This is a genomic window from Staphylococcus xylosus, from assembly GCF_002732165.1.
GTDB classification, from domain to species: Bacteria; Bacillota; Bacilli; order Staphylococcales; family Staphylococcaceae; genus Staphylococcus; species Staphylococcus xylosus.
This window is the reverse complement of the sequence record NZ_MRZO01000006.1, coordinates 86,061-107,138: the sequence shown is the minus strand read 5'-3', so window position 1 is coordinate 107,138 and position 21,078 is coordinate 86,061. Positions and strand designations below refer to the sequence as shown.

The following is a 21,078-nucleotide window of genomic DNA, read 5'->3' as shown; positions in this document are numbered from 1 at the left end:
TTTTAAAATAAATCATTTTTAATCAAATGACATAAATGTAACGTCTATACCTAAACCTTATCTAATCAAGTCTTAACTATCACGAATATCTTTATATTTTACTTCAAATTTGTAAATAACATATTGATAGTTGATATTTTTTAATTATAGTAATAAAATTATAAGTTATAGTACATTTTCTTCTTTACAAATATTTAACAAAGTTAAAAAGTATAACAACTTCAAAAAAATGATAGTTATATGTACCAAATCTTATTACATGGGGAGCTCCAAACATGAATAAATTTTTAAAATATTTTTTAATATTCCTATCTTTACTTCTTGTGGTTGTTCCAGTGATATTTGCCGTTATACTATTAAAATCTTCTCAAGGTGCTTTTGAACATTCTTACAATGATCAAGATTCAGCGAGACAGTCTAACATTCGTGAATCAAAAGTTGATCCTTCAAAAGATCCTATCTCTATCTTATTCTTAGGTATTGATGATAATAGTGGTCGTGAAAAAAACGGGCAAAGTACTGAACAATCAAGATCAGATGCAATGATTTTCTCTACACTCAACACCGAGAAAGAACAAATAAGAATGTTAAGTATCCCACGTGATACTGTCAGTTATATCCCTAAAGTAGGTTATTACGATAAAATCGCTCATGCACATGCTTATGGAGGTCCAAAATCATCAATGGACTCTGTAGAAGCGACGTTAAATGTGCCTGTAGATTACTATGTAAGAATTAATATGGAAGCTTTTGTCGATGCTGTAAATGAACTTGGCGGTATCGAATACGATGTCCCTTATGACATTGACGAGCCAAATACTGATGATTCAGGGAAAATAAAAGTTAAAAAAGGTCACCAAAATTTAAATGGTGATGAAGCATTAGCCGTTGCGAGAACAAGACATCAAGATTCTGATTTAAAGCGTGGTCAACGTCAAATGGATTTAATAAAAAAACTATTTGCTAAAGCTCAAAAAGCAGATTCAATTAGTAAATTAGATGATGTTGTTGAAATTGTTGGTAAAAATGCCAAACACAATTTAAGTTACAAAGAAATTAAAGTACTTGCAACATCATATCTAAAAGATGATATTGATATTAAGAGTACGCAGCTAGAAGGTAAAGATGACTACTTAAATGGTATATACTATTACAATCCTGATATAAAAAATATTCAAGATACTTCAAATCTTTTGCGTGATGACCTAGAATTACCTAAAATAAAAGATAAGTTAGAATTTTTAAACCAACGTGTTATTGATTTTTATGGTACACTCATACCACAAACTGAGATAGATAGTTCATTGCTAAGAAAATCTCAGAACGACAGTACGAGTGATGATGATAATCAATCGTCAGATTCTAATGCTACTGATTCAAACAATCAAGAAAATAATAATAATAATGATAATAGCCAACAACCTGAAGCTAATCAATATGAAAATCAGCAAGATAATTCGAATCAACAAGACAATTCGAATCAACAAAATAGCGAACAAAACACACAACAACAGATTGATCCAAATCAGCAACAGCCTGATCCAAATCAACAACCAAATTCACAAGAAACACCTACAAATCAATATTAACTTTAGAGAGGAGCTCACTGTATGTCACGTAAAACATATGACAAACTTAACCAAATTAATGGTATGTTTAATGTATTAGAACAACAATTGATTCACAGCAAAGATATGGCACTTTTCAGGAATGAATTTTTCTACGTCAATCATGAACATCGGGAGAATTATGAAGCACTACGAATTTATTATAAAGATAGTGACAATAATCCAATTGTTGATGGTGCGTGTTATATTGTTGCGCTTCCAGAAATTTTTGAAAAAGTTGATGTTTTTGAATCAGAACTCCCCTTCACATGGGTTTATGACCAAAACGGCATTACAGAAACAATGAAACAAATTAGTGTGCCAATTCAATATCTAATTGCTGCTGCTTTAGAAGTAACTGATGTAAACTTGTTTAAACCCTCCGGCTTTGCCATGGGAATGAATAATTGGAACATCGCGCAAATGCGTATTTTTTGGCAATACACTGCAATTATTAGAAAAGAAGCGTTATAAATACATTACCCTACCATATAATTTATGGTAGGGTATTTTTAATAATAAAAAATTGAAATGAGGATTATTTATGTTTGAAATTGTTACAACTCAAAATATGATGGAAGAAGCTCACAATATACGAAAGAAAGTCTTTGTTGAAGAACAAGGTGTGCCTTTAGAAAACGAAATAGATCAATATGAAACTATTGCGACACATGTAATTGGCTATGACCAAAATAATGTGCCATTTGCTACTGGTAGACTACGTCCTATAGCTAATGGCGTAAAAGTAGAAAGAGTGGCTATTTTAGCTTCGCATCGTAATAAAGGTTACGGAAAATTGTTAATGGGATTTTTAGAAACTGTAGCAATAAATAAAGGTGATGAAAAGTTAATGCTCAATGCACAATGTCATGCACAATCATTTTATGAATCACTTGGGTATGAATCTTTTGGAGAAATTTTCATGGAAGAAAATATCAAACATATTGCAATGTCAAAAATAATATAATATTATTCGTCTTATTTTTACAGTAATATTTCATCTAAGTTTTGTAATATACTTCAGTGTGTATTTTTTCAATATATTGTGAATAAGGCGTTATAACGCTTTAAATAGTATGTTAAATCTTTCCCAAAACTTAATAAGATTAATTTTATATTACAAATCGGTAAAAACACGTCGCTCAATCCATAGTCGTATTATAATGAAATTAAATTTATAAAGTTAAAGGGGCAGTTTAATGGCTAAGAATAAAAACACTTATAAGGTACCTTCAATTATAGCACTTACATTAGCAGGTACAGCTTTGACAACTCATCACGCACAGGCGGCAGATAAAACACAAGATCAATCGCCTAACAAGAACTTTTTAAATGATGATAAAGCACTTAATCAAAGTGAAGAAATTAAGTCTGAAATCAGTAAATCAACAACAAATATTTCAGGAACACAAGTCTATCAAGACCCTACACAAATCAAACAGACATCTATAGATTTAGAATCAAACTATGATGCTCAAATTGATGAGTTAAACAGTCAAACCTCTAATCAAACGCCAACTCAAGATACATATAACCAAAATGGCGAAGATCAAGAAGCGCAACATGATGATAATCACAATGTAGAAACAAATCAAAACACTGTTGAAAGTGATGTTAATTCTGGTGAAATAACTAATAATGATAGCACGTCAGATAATATGACAGAACAAGATACTGATGCTAGTCAAAATAATAGCGCTGTTACTGATAAAGATGATGTTACTTCTGACGACAATCAAGATGTAGCTAAAGACAGCGACAATTCTGATACTACTTCTACTGTACAAGATACTGACGCTGTTCAAGAGGATAACACAGACACTTCTGATAAAGATGACGTTACTTCTAACGACGACAATCAAGATGTAGCTAAAGATAGTGACAATTCTGACGCTACTTCTAATGTACAAGATACTGACGCTAGTCAAGAGGATAACACAGACACTTCTGATAAAGATGATGTTACTTCTGACGACAATCAAGATGTAGCTAAAGATAGCGACAATTCTGACGCTACTTCTAATGTACAAGATACTGACGCTGTTCAAGAGGATAGCACAGACAATTCTGATACTACTTCTACTGTACAAGATACTGACGCTAGTCAAGAGGATAACACAGACACTTCTGATAAAGATGGCGTTACTTCTGACGACAAACAAGACGTAGCTAAAGTCAGCGACAATTCTGACGCTACTTCTACTGTACAAGATACTGACGCTGTTCAAGAGGATAGCACAGACACTTCTGAAGCAGCGAATGTTGCTTTCTATAGTGCACAAGCGACACCTAAACTTAGAATGGCTAGAAGTGCTGATTCAACAGTCGCAACACGTTCTGCAATTACACAAGAAGCAACAACACGTTCAACATTACCAAAATATTCGCCAAAAGTAAGTTCTTCAATTAACAATTACATCCGTAAGAACAACTTTAAAGCACCTAGTTACGAACAAGACATAGCATCATATTTACCAAAGTATAATTATCGCTATGGTAAGCCAGAAGGTATCGTTATGCATGATACTGCAAATGATAATTCAACAATTACTGGCGAAATCAATTATATGAAGAATAATTATCAAAATGCTTTCGTACATGCCTATGTAGATGGTAACCGTATTATTGAAACAGCAAATACTGATTACTTAGCTTGGGGTGGCGGAGCTGTAGCTAACCAACGTTTCATACATGTTGAATTAGTTCATACTCATGACTATGATTCATTTGCACGTTCAATAAATAACTATGCTGATTATGCAGCAACAAATTTACAGTATTATGGTTTAGTCCCTGATAGTGCTGAATATGATGGAGCTGGAACTGTTTGGACGCATAAAGCCGTGAGTACTTACTTAGGTGGAACTGACCATACTGATCCTCATGGTTACTTAGCTGCACATAATTATAGTTACGATGAATTATACGACCTTATTTATGAAAAATACTTAATTAAGACAGGTCAAGCAGCTGCATGGGGCACATCTTCTTCAGGTAGTACGAGTGGAAATAACTCAAATAATACAGGTTCAAGCAATACTGGTGTAACTTCCCCTACTAAAACAGGTAGCGTAAAAGTTACAGCGAACAATGGCGTTGGACGAATTAATACTACTAACGATGGTTTATATACTACTGTATACGACCAAAATGGTAAGAAAACTGATCGTACAAACCAAACACTTAAAGTTACAAAATCAGCTACTTTAGGCAATGAAAATTTCTATTTGGTTTCTGATTTTAATAAAGGTACATTAATTGGTTGGGTACATCAAGGCGATGTTAATTATAATACTGCTAAAACAGCAACTAGCATCAATAAAACTTATCAAATCAAACCTGGAGAAACGATTTATACTGTTCCTTGGGGTACAAGTTCTCAAAAAGCAGGTACAGTTTCAGGGAAATCTACACAAACGTTTAAAGCAACAAAACAACAACAGATTGGTAAGACTAACTATATTTATGGAACTGTTAACAATTTAACTGGTTGGGTAAGCTTAAGTAAGTTATCTTCAACTAGTAATACAGCTACATCCCCTACTACAAATTCAGGGAAATTAACTGTAAATACACTTACAAATCAACAAGGTACTGTTGCCAAAAACAATCACGGCGTATATACAACTGTATATGATAAACAAGGTGTCCAAAAACCATATGTTAGTGGCCAAACATATAAACTAAGTAAAAAAGCAACACTAGGAAATAATGCATTTTACTTAATTACTGATAATAAAACCAATACTAATTTAGGTTGGATGCAAACTGGTGACATTACAGTTAAAGAAGTAGCAAAAAAAGCGACTACTAACCCAACACAAAGTGTAAATAAAATTGGTCAGTTAAACACTAAAAACTCTGGCATTAAAGCGACAGTTTATGATCAAAAAGGTAAAGACGCAACAAAACTAGCCGGAAAAACTTATAACGTTACAAAACAACGAACTGAAGGAAATAACACTTATGTATTAATACAAAATGTTAATCAAAATACGCCAATAGGCTGGATTAATACAAAAGATATTAATACTCGTAATTTAAGTCAAACTAATGCTAAAAATGGTCAATATACTGTTAAAGCAACTAATAATGGTCTATACGCAGTGCCGTGGGGTACAAAATCACAACAACTTGATAAACTAAATAACCTTAAAAATAATCAATTCAATGCATCTAAATCTGTCTATGTTGATAAAGACGAATACGTTTATGGTATTGTAAATAACAAAACTGGTTGGATAGCTGCTAATGATTTGAATAAGGTACAACCATCTAATAATGCTAATGTTACAAATTCACAAAGTGTTACTAAATCAGCTGTAACACCGTATAAATACGATTATGTGATTATTAATAGAAATGGTAACTATTATTTAGATCCTACATCTAAGACTGCATCAGGTTCACTTAAAGATTTCTATGAAAGTATTTTCACAGTATATGAAACTCAAGTGATTAATGGTACTACTTGGTATCATGGTAAACTATCTAATGGTAAAGTCGTTTGGATTAAAGAAGCTGATTTACGTAAAGAATTAGTAAAATACTATGATTCAGGCATTACTTTAGATCAAGCTGTTGCTATCCAAAAAGGATTAACTGCTAAACCACAAATTCAACATACACCTGGAAAATGGGAAGATGCTACAGCAAATGAAATCAAAAATGCTATGGACTCAAGTAAGTTAATAAAAGATGAAACTCAAAAATATCAATTTTTACGTTTAGATAAAACTCAAAACATTGGTGCAACTGATTTAGATAAATTACTTATTGGCAAAGGTATTTTAGAAGGTCAAGGTGCGGCTTTTAGTGAAGCAGCTCAGACTTATGATATCAATGAAGTGTATTTAATCTCTCATGCACTACTTGAAACTGGTAATGGTACATCAAAACTTGCAAATGGTGGCGATGTTGTAGACGGTAAAGTTGTTACTGATGGTAAAAACAAATATTATAATATGTTTGGTATCGGCGCAGTTGATAGTGACGCTGTAAAACAAGGATTTATAACAGCTAAAAATAATGGCTGGGATACAGTTAAAAAAGCTATAGTTGGCGGTGCTAAATTTATATCTGAATCGTATATAGATAAAGGTCAAAACACACTTTATAAAATGCGTTGGAACCCTGAAAATCCAGGTGTTCACCAATATGCAACAGATGTAGCATGGGCCTCTCATAATGCTACTCGTATTAAAGGGTTCTACGATTCTATGGATAAACTAGGTAAATATTTCGACGTAGATACGTATAAATAGTATTAGTTTAAAATATTGAATCAATTAAAAGAAGCGTACTAATGACAATGCTTAACGCAAGTTATTGTCATTATGTACGCTTTTTTTTATTAATTATCTAATGCATATATACTTGATGTACATTTAACTTATATAATAATTGATTTAAATTTTCTATATCTTTAGATGTAAGGTTTTGACAACGCGCTTCAATCAAAGCTACTCTAACCTCATTAATTTGCTGTACTAATTCTTTCGCCTTATCTGTAACCATCAAATCCTTACATCTCATGTCTTTATTAGATTGCTTACTCGTTATATACCCCATATGACATAACTTTTTTATCCAACGTGAAACAATCGATTGTTCTTTATTAATTTTCATAGTCAAATCATACTGAGATAACACTTCATAGTTATATAATATTCTTAACATTTCTAATTGTTCAGAAGTCAAATCAGTTCTCTGACCAAATCTTCTACTTACTAAATTTAAATCATTACCTGTAAGTGTAATTAACTGTTCTAGTTGTTTGTACATGTTGCTCATCTCCACTATCATTAATTTAACTTAGATAAAACCATAAGTTTTTCACACAATTTTATTCCTTAATATTATAATAGCATCCGTCATTATATACAATAATAAAAGACAAATTGTACTCTTTTGTTGCATTTCTCATAGGTTTTATAATAGATTAGAACTAGTGTATATAAAATTTATCGTACTACTTAAAGGAGAAAACGAATGTCACAATTGAAAGAAAGAGATTACTTTTTCGATAATGCTAGAGCTGTGCTGATTTTTCTTGTAGTCTTTGGCCATCTATTACAGCCATATACAGAAGCCAGCCCTCATTTATCTTCATTGTATTTAACAATATACAGCTTTCATATGCCAGGATTTTTATTTATTTCAGGCTATTTTGCGAAAAAAGCAGGTCAAGCTGGGTATTTAGAAAAAGTATCAAAAAAACTATTAGTTCCATATGTTATATTCTTTGGCTTTTTCTCTGTTTACTATTACTTAACTGGTAAAGAAGATAGTGTTCAGTTTGATCCTTTTGATCCGGTGTTCGCGTTATGGTTTTTACTCACATTATTCTTTTTCCATGTCATATTAGTAATAGTTAAGGATTATAAACCGTATTATGTACTACCTATAGCAGTAATCATTTCAATATTCGCTGGCTATTCAGAGAATATTGACAATTACTTAAGCTTTTCTAGGACGATTATGTTTTTCCCAATATTCTATATAGGCTATTTATTTACAAATAAACATACACAGCTTTTAAGAAATAAAAAGTTTCTACCTATAGCTATCATCACTTTACTAGCCTTTTATGTTATATACACCTATCATCCGATTAACTCCAATTGGTTGTTAGGCGATTCGCCCTATATGTCACTTGAAGGAAAGCTAGATTTCTACAGCCCAATCAAGAGATTGTTATTATACTTCATCGTTTTAATTTCGATGTTTGCTTTCTTTAATTTAATACCTGAAAAAGAAAAGTTTTTTACGTATATAGGTCGTAGAACCATGCATGTATATTTGCTACATGGTTTATTCATTGGTTTTATCCGTGGTTTTGCGATATATCCATTTAAAGATCATATCAGTATCTTAACTTATCTTTATTTAGTTATCGTTACATCTATAATTGTGTATATATTAACAACCAGATTAGTATCTAAATGGACAAACCCAATTATAAATTTACAATCTCCTTATAAATTCAAAGGGTAAATAAGTATTAAACCGAATTGTATTGATTTTAAATATGTTATGATAAATATTGAAGTACTTCCAATCAATCTATACATACAATAAATACAATTCGGTATTTTTAATTTTTGAGGTGAAAATATAATGCAACTTTCATTAAATAACAATTCTAAACATTTAACAGCCCCTAGCATCCGTCAATTTTCAAATCGCATTAAAGGAATTGAAGATTGTATTAACCTAACTATAGGTCAGCCGGACTTCCCTATGCCTAAAGAAGTTAAAGCTGCTTACATAAATGCTATTAATGAAGATCAAACGAAATATTCACATAATAAAGGATTAATTGAAACAAGGCATGCTGTGAGCCAATATTTTGAGCAACGCTATGGCTTTACATATAATTCAGAAGAAATCATTATCACTAATGGTGCCAGTGAAGCCTTAGATACTGCTTTAAGAAGTATCATAGATGAAGGAGATGAAATATTAGTTCCTGGTCCAGTATATGCTGGCTACATTCCACTCATCAAGACACTTGGTGGTATACCAGTTTATATTGACACGACAATATCTGACTACAAAGTAACACCTGAAGCACTTGAAAAACATATAACCAAAAACACCAAAGCGATACTACTAAACTATCCTACTAATCCAACTGGTGTAATATTGTCTTACAATGAAGTACAAGCTATTGCTAATATATTGAAAGATAAAGAGATTTTTATTATTAGTGATGAAATCTATGCTGAAAATACTTTCACTGGTAAACATACTTCTTTTGCCGAATTTGAAGTAATTCGCGATCAATTATTACTTGTTGGCGGATTAAGTAAATCTCATTCTGCTACTGGCATACGCATTGGTTTTTTAATTGGACCAGAGTATTTAATTGAAAAATTAACTTTTATGCATGCTTATAACTGTATTTGCGCCAATGTTCCTGCTCAAATTGCATGTATCGCAGCTTTAAATGAAGGTTTAGAAGCGCCGCAATACATGAATGAAGCCTATATTGAGCGACGGGACTTTTTGATTAATAAATTAGAGTCAATGGGATTTGAACTAGATGCTAAACCTGAAGGTGCATTCTATATTTTTCCTAGTATCAAGAATTTTACTGACAATGACTTCGACTTTTGTGTAGATGTATTAGAAAATGCACATATCGCTATTGTTCCTGGTTCTGCTTTTACCGATCTTGGTAAAGGACACGTACGTATTTCTTATGCATATGAACTTGATGCATTAAAAGAAGCTATGAGAAGACTGGAACAATATTTAGCCCTAAATTATAATTCATAACAAAAACCACCAACTAAATGTAAGTTTGAAATATGCCCTTGAAATTTCTTTTTAATAATTGATCTGGTGTAGATAAACTTCAACATTGATGTTGGTGTTTTCATTTTTAAATCGATATAATTATTAATTTACTTTGTTGTACTTATTAAATATAACTTTCATTTCTAAAGTTGCTCACTCTCATCTTTAGTATAGATATTTTTCTCAGCAAACGTTCTTAATATTCGATAATAAGCTAATGAATCTTCTTTCTCCATATCAAATTGCTGAATCACTTCTTCTGAAATTTTAGAAAATTCTTCCTTTAACTTTATCCCTTTTGTAGTTAACATTACTTTCACTCTGCGTTCATCATCTTCTGTTCTAAGACGACGAATCAATTCTTTTTTCTCTAGCCTTTTAATGATTGGACTAATTGTTCCTGAATCTAAGTACAATTCATCACACAACGTTTTTATGTATACTGGAATTTCGTTTTCAATATACAGCAAAACAATATAGTTAGGAAAACTTATATCATATCGTTTCAAATACTTATTAAATCTATTTACAATATCTTTGCTTGTTATATAAAACAAGTAACACATTTCTTTTCTCATTTGATCATACATATCTGTTGTCATATTTTCCTCCTCATCCCTTCTCAATTATAATATTAATCTAGGTTTTAATTTTAGTCAAATACAATAATTAAGTGTAAAAAAGTTTTCACATTAAAAGTTTAACACTATATATTAGAGAGAGATTAGATTTATATTAACTTATCTATAATTTTTTGTATCTCTTATCATGTTACGTTGATAAAGTTAATAGTAAATAAATTTTTAACTTATATCACTTTTCTTAATAATATGTATCGTTTTACCTTTTTTACAAAAAAAACTAGGTGAGGGATAGCCTCACCTAGTTAATCGGAATCTCATTATTGATTTTTAATATTACTTTTCATTCAAATTCTATGGGAATTTTGGAAATTGGTCAAAGTCTGGATCGCGTTTTTCTTTAAACGCATCTCTGCCTTCTTTTGCTTCATCTGTTGTATAGTAAAGTAAAGTAGCATCACCAGCCATTTGTTGAAGTCCAGCTAAACCATCAGTGTCTGCATTCATAGCTGCTTTCAAGAATCTTAAAGCCGTTGGTGAATGTTGTTTCATTTCTTGACACCATTGTACTGTTTCATCTTCAACTTGATCTAATGGAACGACAGTATTTACTAAGCCCATGTCTAAAGCTTGTTGAGCATCATATTGACGACATAAGTACCAAATCTCGCGAGCTTTTTTGTGTCCTACTATACGAGCTAAATAACCTGAACCGTAACCAGCATCAAATGATCCAACTTTAGGGCCAGTTTGGCCAAAGATTGCATTGTCTGCTGCGATTGTTAAGTCACAAACGACGCTAAGTACATGCCCTCCGCCGATTGAATAACCTCTCACCATTGCAACTACAGGTTTAGGAATAACACGGATAAGTCTTTGTAAGTCTAATACATTTAAACGAGGAATTTGATCATCGCCTACGTAACCACCGTGGCCACGTACTTTTTGATCCCCTCCTGAACAAAATGCTTTGTCCCCTTCACCAGTTAAGATAATAACAGAAACACGTTGGTCATCACGCGCTCTTGTAAACGCGTCTATCATTTCTTGTACTGTATTTGGTGTAAATGCGTTACGAACCTCAGGACGATTAATCGTTACTTTTGCAATACCGTCATATATTTCATATTTAATTTCTTTATATTCTTTAATTGTTTCCCACTGTCTAGTCATTTTGCTCCTCCTTATGAATAAAACCTAATACTATTCTATCAAATTCTGCAAATTCTTCCACATGTACTGTATGACCACTTTGTTCTACTTCATTTAACTCCGAGTTATGAATCATAGTTTCCATTTGTTTAGCAATCTTACAGAATTTACCATCTAGAACACCTACTATAATACAAGTCGGTACTTTAATTTCCTTTAACTTTGGCCATAAATTAGGCATTTGTCCAGTACCGTAATCACGCAATGCCTTCGCTAAACGCAATGGATTTTGACGTAAGCGCATATCACGTATTTCTTTCTTAATAGATTTATCTAATTCATGCTGTGTATAGAAAAGCGGTAACTTTTCCCAATCATTAACAAAAATTTCTAAACCTGCAATTTCTAGTACTTTAGCTCTAGCCTGATCAACCAATTGCCTTTCATTACGGTCTTCTAATTCTTTAATTCCTGGTGATGTACTTTCTATAATCAATCCTGCTAAAGCGACTTGCCCTTCAATTCCATAATACAATGCAATTCTACCACCCATTGAATAACCGTGTAAAAACAATTGATAGCTTTGGAATGTTTTTAATAGCTCATCTAACTGGTCTGTAATAAATGGGAAATTCCATGTTTGATTTATATCTGAGTCATCTTGGCCGTGTCCAGGTAAATCTACAGTTAAAATATTCAACTTTTCTTGCAAGACATGCACATGTTTACTAAAAGCCTGTTGGTCACTGATAAACCCATGTAACATAACCAATAATTCATCTGTATCGCATTTTGATTGATAAAATTTATAATTTAACATTAACAATATCACTCAACTTTTTATAGAGTTTTAGATGCTGTTGTTTATTTTCTTCACGTTGTGTAATTATTTCGTAAATATGTGCACCAAATTTTGATAAATCAGCATATTTAAACGCTTCGATTGATTCATATCTATCAAATGCAAAATCATATAGCAAAGCTGTATGTTCAAAATTAAGTCCTGTTGGTGTACCAAACAAGCGTTCAAAATAATCTTCAGCTGATTCCTTTTGAGGTAAATATGAAAAAATGCCACCACCATCATTATTGAGTAGAACAATATTTAAATTAATATCATTCAATTTAGACATTAATAAGCCATTCATATCGTGATAAAACGCTAAATCTCCTATTAATAGAGTTACTTTTTTATGAACTGCCATGCCTAATGCTGTTGATATTACCCCATCGATACCGTTTGCGCCGCGGTTCGCAAATACTTCCGCATCACAATCGATAAAGAGATTATCAACATCACGGATTGGCATACTATTACTAACAAACAAGGCATCTGAAGTTGTTAATTTGTCTAATACATTCGCGACGTATGCAGCTTCATCTGTTGCCGTTCTTACATAATCTCTAATCTCAACAATAGCATGTTTCTCTAATGTCTGCCATTTCTCTAACCAACGCTTACGTTCGACAATTGGCGTTTCTGACAATTGTCTAAAGAAATCATTGGCTGACATTTCATAGGAAACATGTGGTGTGATTGGAAATGCATCCGGTTTATCATTATTTTGAATTAAAATTTGAAATGCTTCTGTTTCTTTTAACCATTGATTTAATTTTTTAGAAACAACTGGTTTACCAACTCTAATAATAAAATCAATATCTAACTGTAACCCTGCTCTAAATAATAAGTCATAGCTCGTCACAACATTAGGATGATGTTCACGTCTTAGTTGACTCAATGGATCAGCTAATATTGGTACATCATGTATCGTTGAAAAAGTTAGCACTTGATCAATATCTTGATGTTGCATGTCTCCAACGATAATCAAGCCCTTACTCTTTTTAATAATCGAACTAATTTCATTTAAACTAGTTGTTTTTTGATAATGTGGTAAGATTTTCATATCTGATGTTAACCATTCAACCTTCTCCATATTTGGAATTAATGGTTCTCTGAATGGTAAATTTAAATGAATTGGACCACGATGGGGTCCATATAAAAATTGACTCGCTTTTTGCAGTTGGAATTTGACGGTTTTCGTCATAAAATCTTCCGCTTCATTCGTATCAACTATTGGAAAATCAAATTGATATTGCACATAATTTTGAAACATATTCGTTTGGTTGATCGCTTGAGGCGCACCAATATTTCGGAGTTCATGTGGGCGATCACTTGTAAGCACTACTAAAGGTAAATGACTTAAACTACTCTCTGAAACAGCGGGTGTATAGTTTGCAGCAGCGCTACCTGAGGTACACAGAATAGCAACTGGACGTTCGCTTCCTTTCATTAATCCCATAGCAAAAAACGCAGCACTTCTTTCATCTGGATGAATCCAAGATTTTAATTTAGGATGTGCCTCAACTGCAATTGCCAATGGTGTTGACCGTGAACCTGGGCTTATTACTACTTCTCTTATGCCATAAGCATATAATTCTGAAACAAAAGTAAATACTTGTTTCGTTAGTGCATCTGTATGATTATTCATATTCCTCGACTCCTAAAGCTTTCATCATAGGGTTAAATTTAACTGCCGTCTCTTCTACTTCACTATCTGCATCAGAATCACTCACAATACCACAGCCGGCATACAATGTGGCTTGGTTGTTTTTAATCAACATCGAACGAATTGCCACAATAAACTCACAGTTGTCATACATATCAATATAACCGACTGGTGCGCCATAAAGTCCGCGTGTACCGAATTCATTTTGTTCAATATATTCTAATGCTTCAACTTTCGGATAACCTCCTAATGCTGGTGTCGGGTGCAGATTATCCAATAAGCCTATATAAGATTCATATTTTAATTGACCTTTTATTTTTGTATATAAATGATATAAATGGTCATTTGTTAATATTTGTGGTTCTTCGTTATAAGCAACGTCTTCTACATAAGGTGATATATCATTTAATATACTTTCAACAACAAAGCGATGTTCATTCAAATTCTTTTCATCATTTAAAAAAGCTTGGATATTTTCATTATCTAATTCACCTTGATGTGTGCGTTTTATCGTCCCCGCCACTGCTTTCGTCGATAGTATTTCATCATTTATTTCCATTAATTGTTCTGGTGTCTGTGAAAAGAAAACACTATCTTGTGACTCTAAAATAAATAAATAACTATTATGTTCTCCTTGAGAAGCCTTTTTCAAAATATAAGGTATTTTAATCTGTTTATCAAAGATTATTAAACGTTTTCTCGCTAATACAATTTTTTTATTTTCATCTAATATGTCAATCGTATCTTTTACTAAATCACGCCACTCATCTTTATATATGTCTTCAATACGCTTAATATCCCCTATTTCAAAGTCAGGATAAATATTTGTTTGAGTTAATTTATCTATAATCGATACAAACGTACCAATTTCAAATTGATCTGCTTTCACTGTATAAGTTATATAGGTATATCCTTGCTCCATTGTTACTAATACTTCAGGTAAGATAAAATGATTAATACCAAATTCGCGCCATTCATCACCAGATTTATGCGTAGAGAACTGGAAGCCTCCACATATTTTCAAATGATGTTTATCAGAATTTGGATGAATTAATTCAATGTCATTTTTATATTTTTCCCATTCACGGAAAATAGATTGTTTATTTTCAAAATCATTTTTAAATCTTGTAATAGCATGATAGCCAAAGAATGAAGTTTCGTTGTCATTTTTCTTAAAATAAAAACGGTCTCCCGCACAATCTTCCGTTATATGAAATAATATTGTAGGATCTAATTCATAATTCAATTTTGCTTCTACAGAGACCCAAGTATGATTACTTTCGTATACCGCTTCGACAATTTCACTTTCCTTGACGTCAAAAGTCATCTATTTCACTTCTTTCATTTATCAGTTTGTACTCATTATGATATTGTACCACTTTTCACAATGTGTGTATGGTTTCTAGCTTATTTCATTCATACATTTTTACGTAATTTGACCTTTCTAACTTCTTCCATTAAAATATATTTGATAAAAAATATTATAAATTAAAAGAATACGAGGTAAATCATTATGGCATCTCAATATCAACAATATTCTACTGTCAAAAAATACTGGCAGTTAATGCGACCACATACTTTAACTGCTGCAGTGGTGCCTGTACTTGTCGGTACTGCTACTTCAAAAATCTTTATCCTTGGTAGTGAAAACCAACTAAATCTTAGTGTTTTTCTAGCAATGTTAATCGCATGCTTACTCATTCAAGCTGCAACAAATATGTTTAATGAATATTATGATTTTAAGAAAGGACTCGACGATCACACTTCTGTAGGTATTGGTGGTGCAATCGTTAGAAATGGCATGAGTCCTAAGTTAGTCTTGAACTTAGCCATTGCATTTTATATCATAGCTGCAATACTAGGCATATTTATTGCCATACAAAGTTCATTTTGGTTATTACCTATTGGTCTTGTGTGCATGGCTGTTGGATATTTATATACTGGTGGTCCATTCCCCATTTCATGGACTCCTTTTGGCGAATTATTTTCGGGCGTATTCATGGGTATGATTATCATTTTAATTTCTTTTTTCATTCAAACAGGTAATTTACAAAGCTTAGTTGTTTGGATAAGCATCCCAATCGTTATTACTATCGGGTTAATTAATATGGCGAACAATATCCGTGACCGTGTTAAAGATAAAGAAAGTGGTCGTAAAACGCTACCTATCTTACTTGGCAAAAATAATTCTATTCGTTTCTTAGCACTAATGTATATTGTCGCTTATATACTAGTTATATATATCACTTTCTTCCAACCTGGTGGTTCAATCTTTTATTTACTAGCATTGTTATCATTCCCTATGCCTATTAAAGCAGTGCGTAGGTTCAAGAAAAATGACACACCACAAACAATGATGCCTGCCATGGCCGCAACTGGTAAAACTAACACGTTCTTCGGTTTATTATATGCGCTAGGTATTTATATCAGTGCAATATTAGGCGGTATTTAATAAAGTACGTTTTATGTTAAATCCCTATTAAATATACTTTATTATCGACCTTCATTAAATGAAGGTCGATTTTTTATTGTTTTTTATCACTGATTGGTAAGATCATGTGATAATGCATATGACCATATAAGTCAAACTCGCTAACAATTTGGAATCCTAGTTTTTTATAAACGTAAAGTGCCCCATCATTATGAACATCACAATTTAAACTCCACTTTTTATCACTGTATGCCTCTATAACATGTTGTACTAACTGCGTTGCTACACCTCGACCGCGATATTGAGGGAAAGTCGCAACAGTTTCGATATACCATTCATCATCATTCGCTTCTTTCATCGGCATAGGAGTTCCGTATGCACGAATATCATCATCTAGATCCATATCCAACCATGCCTGTTCAAGCGCAATTTCTTTGTCCCCAGGATATGCGATTAAGCAACCAGCTACCTCGCCTTCTATTTCATAGACCCACGTGTTACTATAATGTCCTCTATAAGGTACTTCAATCATACTCTGTTCCATAATTTTAAGCAGTCGTGATTTATCTATATCTTCAACCATTTGTATATCAAGTTCACTCCAAATGATATAACATAGTTCAGCAATTTTCGGTGTATCACTTGGTTTTGCTTTTCTAATCATCAGTAACGCTCCCCTTATTCATAAGTTCTTTGATTCTATTATATACGAATCAACTGAAAAATTCGAAGTAATCATGATACTACATACTGATTTTTATAGGAACAATAGTTTTTTATTGTTGTAAACTTAGATTTAAGAGATAATTAAAGCAATTAATTTAATACGAAAGGATATGGGCACATGAAAGTAAACAAAGTAATCTATGTTGTACTCGCATTCATATTAGGTTGGTGCGGAATCCATAAGTTTTACTCTAATCAACTTTTACAAGGCATTATCCATCTCATTTTCTTCTGGACGGGGATTCCATATATTATTGCAATAATAAGTGGAATTATTACTATTTTCTTTCATAAGGCTGATGAAGATGGTTTAATTACTTTTGAAAAATAATACGCATTGTAGAAAATAATTCATAAATTTACAAAAACATCTATATTTCACTTAGAACAGGGTAAAGAAAATATAATCCAAATTAAAATTTCGAAATGTAACTTAGGAGGTTTAAAATGAAAAATATAATTCAACGCATATTTAGAGCATTAGCTGTAGGCTATATTGTTAGAGCGATTAGAAATCTAATAAGTAAAAAATAAAAATTATCTCATTATATAATTAGCCACTTAATAAAAGTGCAGTATACAAATTATCAAAATAGAAGGGAGTGAGACATTATTTAAAGTCTCACTCCCTTCTTTAATTTGCGTGTAATAAGTCTCTCATAAAATTAATCCTAAAATCGCCATATAAACAATCATTACTTTTTTGAATTAAAATACTCCTCTAAAGGTAGTTTACTTTTGCATTTGAAGTAACTACCCTTAGAGGAGTTTAATATTTATATAAAAGTTCTAAGACATGTACTAAAAAATGTTTGTCATTAAGTAAAACAGTGACCTATCAGCACCTCGATTTACTATTTAAAGAAGCTTACTACAATAAAAAACACTAATAGAGTAGTTTTTAACTATTAATTTGCGCTCTATATACGTGTCCTTTATCTACAAAAAATTGAACAGTTTTATTGCCTACTTTATATTTATAAACTTTACCTACAGCAGTTTCAACGGGTTTCTCTACTGGTTGACCATAAACATTTATTAATTTTTGTGGCGTTACAGTTCGTCCATCTAGGTTAAATGCGACTTGATCTGCTTTATGATTACTCACTTTGTAAAAAATTTGATCATACACTTTTACTTCATTAGATGCGTCTGACTTATTGCTAGTAAGTTTATAACCATTAATCTTTACATTATCGTATTTCAATGCTGTTTTAAAATTCTTATCTAATACAAAATTACTACTTGGAGCTGTGTAACCGTTATAATTATACCATGGTGTTTGTGCAGCTTCTGCTTGCTTCTCTATACCTTCTCCATTTACAACATTAGCACCTAAGACAGTCCCAAAAACAATACTACTTGCTAAAACAATTTTTGATAATTTCTTCATTTCAAAGTTACCTCCTCAGTTTTTGTTTTAAATCTTTAACTCACACTATTATATTACGATAGCATTACAAATATTACAACTATTTTTATAATATTTATCACAATATTTTAGAATTTCTAATATAAATTTTTAAACTGAATACTTACAGACTTCTTTATTTTATTGTTGTGAAATTTACTTTTATTTAAATTATCAATATCTTAACTTAAAAATCCATAAAAACATAGCACAATATATAGTAATGACTGATAAATTAGGGATTATCGTACTTAAAGATATCTTAAATGCTATTATCACTACCATTAATATTATTATTGATGCTATCTCTAAGTAACAAATCTAATTAGTTCTTTTCATTTCAAAAAGGCTAAATCAGAAATCACTCTGATTTAGCCTTTTTATTTTTATACAATAACAATTATAATAAATAAGTAATTTCACCCTATTTTTTAAAATTTAGAAATAAAAAAACAAACCAAAGCTCCTATATTAGCTTTTAGTTTGTTTTGTTTTTGTAATATCAAGTAACAAAAACGTAACATTATAGTAATGTAATATTGCTACTTAACAGATATATGTAGATGTCTGAAGTCCACTTGCTATAGCTTATCACATTAATTATATTAACCAAATTAGGGAATCTCCTTATTTTTAAATAGAAAAACTCATCATATTAGTAAAAATCACTTTCAATAGTTATATAATACATGCTCATTGGCATATAATAAACAGTAGTAATGTCTTTAAAATACAAAAAAACCATCCCAAAGGATGGCTACGAAAAGATACTTTCAGGTGGTTAAGGGGGGACACCATATACACCCTACCACTAATACGAAAACTCTCATATTAGTATATTCCCTTAACTTTTTAACAATTAATAATATAAACTCATCAAAACAAAAAACTCCCGTTAAACCAACGCTTCATTTACGTCAATTTAACGAGAGTTCTTTTCTTACGGAAACGGAGGGATTCGAACCCTCGCGCCGCTTTCACGACCTACACCCTTAGCAGGGGCGCCTCTTCAGCCAACTTGAGTACGTTTCCAATGGCTCCACAGGTAGGACTCGAACCTACGACCGATCGGTTAACAGCCGATAGCTCTACCACTGAGCTACTGTGGAATAATCAATGCCTTTAATCAAGCACAAATACTATTATATCAACTATCTTTAATTTTTCAAGAGGTATACAAAAAAAATATGCGGAATATTTACACTAAATTAATATAATATTCCACATATGTCTTTTTTACATTTTTTATTTACTAATTTTTGCTATTTCGATTCAAACAACGAATATTTAGCCAACGCTTCATATATATTTAATTGTGGTTTAGTATAATCAATTGGCGAATCAGGATCAAATGTAGCGACTCTTGCTGCCCTATCCATCATGTAATAATAATATATACCATTTAAATATTGATGATGCATGCTATGAGCAGAAATGTTAGCTACAATACTTTGATTATCTACAAAAGTAACCTTACATTTCTTTTCTTTAAGTGGTCTAATATTATGTACATAATGGATATTAATCCAGGTATTATCTGCTTTACGATCAGAGTGTGTGGGAAAGAAATAAGTGGGAAATAATGGAGTGAATAGAATGGGTGGCTTACTGCTTATACCTGTAATACGCATGGTATCTTCTTTTTTAAATACATAACTGCTACCATAAAACCTACATGAACGGTCGATTATTTTTGATACTCGTTCTTTAATAATTTGACTGTCGGCTTTATACCTTAGCAAGTAACTACCTTCATAATGTCCAGTAGCTAAATTGCATGGTTGTAAAACCATATCACCTTTTTTAATAATATATGGTTGAATCATTGTTGTTACCTCCTTCATAACTTTTGGTGATACTCAAATAATATATCATCAACATCTTAAAATCAATAAATAATATAAATACTTTTATAAATTTCCTGCAATTAATTTTTAGTATAATGCTTTTTTCGATTTCTCATTTTCAGTAAACTTGCATGTAACACTATTTTTTCGGAAAAATCAGAATATTCATTGATTTAAAAATTAAAACCTTGTATACTATATGTAAATAAAGATAGAAAGGCTGTGACGTTTATGAAACACAATACACATGTAAAATACAATACTTTAGAATCATTTGTATCAACAATTAACGACTTAGGTATTGAATTAATCATCGATGAATCTTTACGCAATGTTCGCAAGCAAGAGTTGGAACGACTTATCGATAATGCGCTTAAAAATAAAAACGAGAATGATTTCAAACGTTATACTGAAGAATATAGAAACTTGGAGGAATTCCTCGTTGGTTAATTTAAAGGCTTGTTATTTAAAATAAGGTCTATTCCCTACTTATCAATTAAGTTAGTGAATAG

General features: G+C 31.7%; 18 protein-coding genes and 2 tRNA genes. 9 read left to right on the top strand and 11 right to left on the bottom strand.

The window, feature by feature from the left end:
• Positions 1-275: 275 nt before the first annotated feature.
• From BTM19_RS10105 to BTM19_RS10090, 4 genes are all read left to right on the top strand, one after another.
• Positions 276-1,589, top strand: coding sequence for an LCP family protein (locus BTM19_RS10105; protein WP_038678252.1), 1,314 nt, complete (start codon positions 276-278; stop codon positions 1,587-1,589).
• Between the two features lie 21 nt (positions 1,590-1,610).
• Positions 1,611-2,081, top strand: coding sequence for a DUF2538 family protein (locus BTM19_RS10100; protein ID WP_017724104.1), 471 nt, complete (start codon positions 1,611-1,613; stop codon positions 2,079-2,081).
• Between the two features lie 70 nt (positions 2,082-2,151).
• The gene (locus BTM19_RS10095; protein WP_029379108.1) at positions 2,152-2,574 is read left to right on the top strand and encodes a GNAT family N-acetyltransferase; all 423 of its coding nucleotides are present in this window, start codon (positions 2,152-2,154) and stop codon (positions 2,572-2,574) included.
• 232 nt (positions 2,575-2,806) lie between these two features.
• Positions 2,807-6,871 (top strand): GW dipeptide domain-containing protein, encoded by a 4,065-nt coding sequence (locus tag BTM19_RS10090; protein WP_099265849.1) that lies wholly within the window; start codon positions 2,807-2,809, stop codon positions 6,869-6,871.
• Positions 6,872-6,968: 97 nt separating this feature from the next.
• On the opposite strand, the gene BTM19_RS10085 is transcribed toward BTM19_RS10090, so the two are convergent.
• Positions 6,969-7,391: a MarR family transcriptional regulator gene (locus BTM19_RS10085; RefSeq protein WP_029379110.1), complete on the bottom strand. Its 423-nt coding sequence runs from the start codon at positions 7,389-7,391 to the stop codon at positions 6,969-6,971.
• 207 nt (positions 7,392-7,598) lie between these two features.
• Between BTM19_RS10085 and BTM19_RS10080 the strand changes: the two genes are divergently transcribed.
• Positions 7,599-8,603, top strand: coding sequence for an acyltransferase family protein (locus BTM19_RS10080; RefSeq protein ID WP_081224915.1), 1,005 nt, complete (start codon positions 7,599-7,601; stop codon positions 8,601-8,603).
• Between the two features lie 123 nt (positions 8,604-8,726).
• The gene (locus BTM19_RS10075; protein ID WP_029379112.1) at positions 8,727-9,890 is read left to right on the top strand and encodes an aminotransferase class I/II-fold pyridoxal phosphate-dependent enzyme; all 1,164 of its coding nucleotides are present in this window, start codon (positions 8,727-8,729) and stop codon (positions 9,888-9,890) included.
• 164 nt (positions 9,891-10,054) lie between these two features.
• Here the strand turns inward: BTM19_RS10075 and BTM19_RS10070 are convergent, their stop codons facing one another.
• The 5 genes from BTM19_RS10070 to BTM19_RS10050 form a co-directional block, all read right to left on the bottom strand.
• Positions 10,055-10,513: a MarR family winged helix-turn-helix transcriptional regulator gene (locus BTM19_RS10070; protein ID WP_029379113.1), complete on the bottom strand. Its 459-nt coding sequence runs from the start codon at positions 10,511-10,513 to the stop codon at positions 10,055-10,057.
• A 333-nt stretch (positions 10,514-10,846) separates the two neighbouring features.
• Positions 10,847-11,665: a 1,4-dihydroxy-2-naphthoyl-CoA synthase gene (menB, locus tag BTM19_RS10065; RefSeq protein WP_029379114.1), complete on the bottom strand. Its 819-nt coding sequence runs from the start codon at positions 11,663-11,665 to the stop codon at positions 10,847-10,849.
• A complete protein-coding gene (gene menH, locus BTM19_RS10060) occupies positions 11,658-12,464 on the bottom strand; it encodes a 2-succinyl-6-hydroxy-2,4-cyclohexadiene-1-carboxylate synthase (RefSeq protein ID WP_029379115.1) in 807 nt (268 codons plus the stop codon). Before menH ends, menB begins: the two co-directional genes overlap by 8 nt.
• Positions 12,451-14,133: a 2-succinyl-5-enolpyruvyl-6-hydroxy-3-cyclohexene-1-carboxylic-acid synthase gene (gene menD, locus BTM19_RS10055; protein WP_081224914.1), complete on the bottom strand. Its 1,683-nt coding sequence runs from the start codon at positions 14,131-14,133 to the stop codon at positions 12,451-12,453. The genes menH and menD overlap by 14 nt, the downstream gene beginning before the upstream one ends.
• On the bottom strand, positions 14,126-15,478 hold the full coding sequence (locus BTM19_RS10050) for an isochorismate synthase (RefSeq protein WP_081224913.1): 1,353 nt from the start codon (positions 15,476-15,478) through the stop codon (positions 14,126-14,128). Before BTM19_RS10050 ends, menD begins: the two co-directional genes overlap by 8 nt.
• A 186-nt stretch (positions 15,479-15,664) precedes the next feature.
• On the opposite strand from BTM19_RS10050, the gene BTM19_RS10045 reads away from it, so the two are divergent.
• Positions 15,665-16,603, top strand: coding sequence for a 1,4-dihydroxy-2-naphthoate polyprenyltransferase (locus tag BTM19_RS10045; RefSeq protein ID WP_029379118.1), 939 nt, complete (start codon positions 15,665-15,667; stop codon positions 16,601-16,603).
• Between the two features lie 73 nt (positions 16,604-16,676).
• Here the strand turns inward: BTM19_RS10045 and BTM19_RS10040 are convergent, their stop codons facing one another.
• A complete protein-coding gene (locus BTM19_RS10040) occupies positions 16,677-17,246 on the bottom strand; it encodes a GNAT family N-acetyltransferase (protein ID WP_029379119.1) in 570 nt (189 codons plus the stop codon).
• 180 nt (positions 17,247-17,426) lie between these two features.
• Here BTM19_RS10040 and BTM19_RS10035 point away from each other — a divergent pair, with 180 nt between their 5' ends.
• Positions 17,427-17,639: a TM2 domain-containing protein gene (locus BTM19_RS10035; RefSeq protein WP_029379120.1), complete on the top strand. Its 213-nt coding sequence runs from the start codon at positions 17,427-17,429 to the stop codon at positions 17,637-17,639.
• Positions 17,640-18,209: 570 nt separating this feature from the next.
• On the opposite strand, the gene isaB is transcribed toward BTM19_RS10035, so the two are convergent.
• The 4 genes from isaB to BTM19_RS10015 all read right to left on the bottom strand — a co-directional run bounded on the left by isaB (position 18,210) and on the right by BTM19_RS10015 (position 20,545).
• Positions 18,210-18,701 (bottom strand): immunodominant staphylococcal antigen IsaB family protein, encoded by a 492-nt coding sequence (isaB, locus tag BTM19_RS10030; RefSeq protein ID WP_058625864.1) that lies wholly within the window; start codon positions 18,699-18,701, stop codon positions 18,210-18,212.
• A gap of 961 nt (positions 18,702-19,662) precedes the next feature.
• A tRNA-Ser gene (locus BTM19_RS10025) sits at positions 19,663-19,751 on the bottom strand.
• 2 nt (positions 19,752-19,753) lie between these two features.
• Positions 19,754-19,828, bottom strand: a tRNA-Asn gene (locus BTM19_RS10020).
• A 153-nt stretch (positions 19,829-19,981) separates the two neighbouring features.
• A complete protein-coding gene (locus BTM19_RS10015; RefSeq protein ID WP_029379122.1) occupies positions 19,982-20,545 on the bottom strand; it encodes a competence protein ComK in 564 nt (187 codons plus the stop codon).
• Between the two features lie 252 nt (positions 20,546-20,797).
• Between BTM19_RS10015 and BTM19_RS10010 the strand changes: the two genes are divergently transcribed.
• Positions 20,798-21,016 (top strand): IDEAL domain-containing protein, encoded by a 219-nt coding sequence (locus BTM19_RS10010; protein WP_029379123.1) that lies wholly within the window; start codon positions 20,798-20,800, stop codon positions 21,014-21,016.
• Positions 21,017-21,078 lie beyond the last annotated feature (62 nt).